The sequence below is a fragment of the Streptacidiphilus monticola genome (assembly GCF_042658505.1).
Classification (GTDB): Bacteria; Actinomycetota; Actinomycetes; order Streptomycetales; family Streptomycetaceae; genus Streptacidiphilus; species Streptacidiphilus monticola.
In genome coordinates, this window is sequence record NZ_JBHSQJ010000140.1 from 1,737 (window position 1) to 2,357 (window position 621).

A 621-nucleotide genomic window follows, 5' to 3' on the forward strand; every position below is an offset into this window, starting at 1 on the left:
ATACGCGGAAAAGTGAATTACTTTCATACGATACACAAAGCTATACAGTTAAATGCCCAATACGGCATAGGCAGCCATTGCTTCTATAAAACTTTTGGCAAAGAGTTGCAGGCCATTGATGGTTATATAAGAAAAAGGCTACGTGTAGCTATGATACATGACCATCCAAGCCAAAGAAAAGGATGGAAAATGACAAGAAAATGGAATAACGAATTTTACGTCCGAATTGGTCTTATCCCTGCGTATTGGTACTTCTACCACAAAATTTACGGGTTTACGCTGGAAAGTTACATCCAGCGAATGAACCAGACTCAACAAGCCAAACAGAAAAGAACCATAGCTAGAGCAAAAGAAACCGGTCAGGAATACTTTACTCCTGACCGGTTACGAAAAATGAATGCCAGCCAACGATTAGTAACTGATTGATAAGCAATGTAACACGCTGGTAAGCCGTATGCCTTAATAGGGCACGTGCGGTTTGATGAGGGGGTAGCCTTGAGAAAGGTTACCCTACTCTATTTAAATCAAAAGATACACAAATTTTTAACAACGTCAGAAAGTATAAATTATGGATGACCTTATAAGTAAAACTAAGCTTTCACTATAAAGATTTGGTGAAAG

General features: G+C 38.6%; 1 protein-coding gene. It reads left to right on the plus strand.

What is annotated here, in order from left to right; genetic code table 11:
* The coding region (locus tag ACFP3V_RS27565) for a hypothetical protein (protein WP_380589018.1) at positions 1-426 on the plus strand (426 nt) is incomplete at its 5' end.
* Between the last annotated feature and the right edge of the window lie 195 nt (positions 427-621).